At 37.2% G+C, this 1,246-nt stretch carries 1 pseudogene; it reads right to left on the bottom strand.

Annotated features, from left to right (window positions below):
- Positions 1–1,190 (bottom strand): annotated as a pseudogene (locus tag HMPREF2867_RS10855) (IS3 family transposase); the annotation flags it as partial.
- Positions 1,191–1,246: the final 56 nt, after the last annotated feature.

Here is a 1,246-nt window from a genome sequence, read left to right as displayed (position 1 = left end):
AATGCCAAAGAAGGACTCCATCATACCATTGTCTGGACTATTTCCCTTACGTGACATGGACGGTTGGATCCCTTTATCCTCTAAAAATTGATGATAATACTGATGTTGGTATTGCCAACCTTGGTCACTATGGAGAATTGTATTTTCGTAATGCTCCTCTGTGAAGGCCTGGTCTAACATAGCTTTCACTTGTTCTAAGTTTGGTGAAGTTGAGAGATTATAGGCAATAATTTCGCTGTTAAAGCCATCTAAAACAGGCGATAAATACAATTTCTGTGTGCTATTTGGAATGGCAAACTCTGTCACATCTGTGTAGCACTTTTCCATTGGTTTGGATGCTTCAAACTGGCGTTGAATGAGATTCTCTGCTTTCTTACCAACCTCTCCTTGATATGAAGAATACTTACGTTTACGACGAATTCGAGCACTTAAACCAAGAACCTTCATCAGACGTTGCACTTTCTTATGATTTACCATGAAGCCACGATTTCTCAATTCAAGAGTCATTCGACGATAGCCGTAATTTCCTTTATGCTCACAATAAATTGATTGAATTTCAGCTTTAAGCTCTTTATCTTTGTCAAATCCATCTAGTTGTTTCAACTGATAGTAGTAAGTTGAGCGAGCTAAACCAGCCGTTTCAAGAAGTAAATCTAGTCGAAATCCTCCTGTGACCATTTCTCTAATTGTCTCTGCCTTTCTCGCTGTAAGGCTTCGTCCCTGTCTTCTAGTTCTTTTAACTTTTTTAGGTAAGACACCTCGGTACGTAAGCGTTCATTCTCCTCTTGGAGTCGTTCTAGTTCTGTCATTTCTTCCCAAGTTTTCTTACGTTTACGTCCCATTTTAGGTACTCTCTCTCTTGTTTTTTCAACAATAGTATACCCATTTTTCTTGTATTGTGCTATCCAATTTTTCAACAGAGAAGGATTGGGTAGAGCATAATCTAAAGATACACTTTTTCGTGAACGACCTTTAAGCAAAACTTTATTAATTATTTCTTCCTTTAATTCGGGAGAATAGTAACGATTCTTCCCTTTTTTGACGATTTCTATTCCGTAACGTTCAATCAACCTCACCATATATTTTAGTCCAGAAACATCCACACCAAATCTTTTTGAAAGCTCTTTGAAGCTTCTCCCCTGTTTTCTCAGTATATATATCTGAATCTTGTCCTCATAAGTTAATTTCATAATAAAAACACCTCAAAAGTTAGATTTTTTCTGTCTAACTTTTGGGGTGCAGTTCA

Source organism: Streptococcus sp. HMSC064H09, from assembly GCF_001812625.1.
In the GTDB taxonomy this organism is placed as follows: Bacteria; Bacillota; Bacilli; order Lactobacillales; family Streptococcaceae; genus Streptococcus.
Note: the sequence above shows the minus strand (reverse complement) of the source record. Positions and strands in the feature narration are given on the sequence as shown.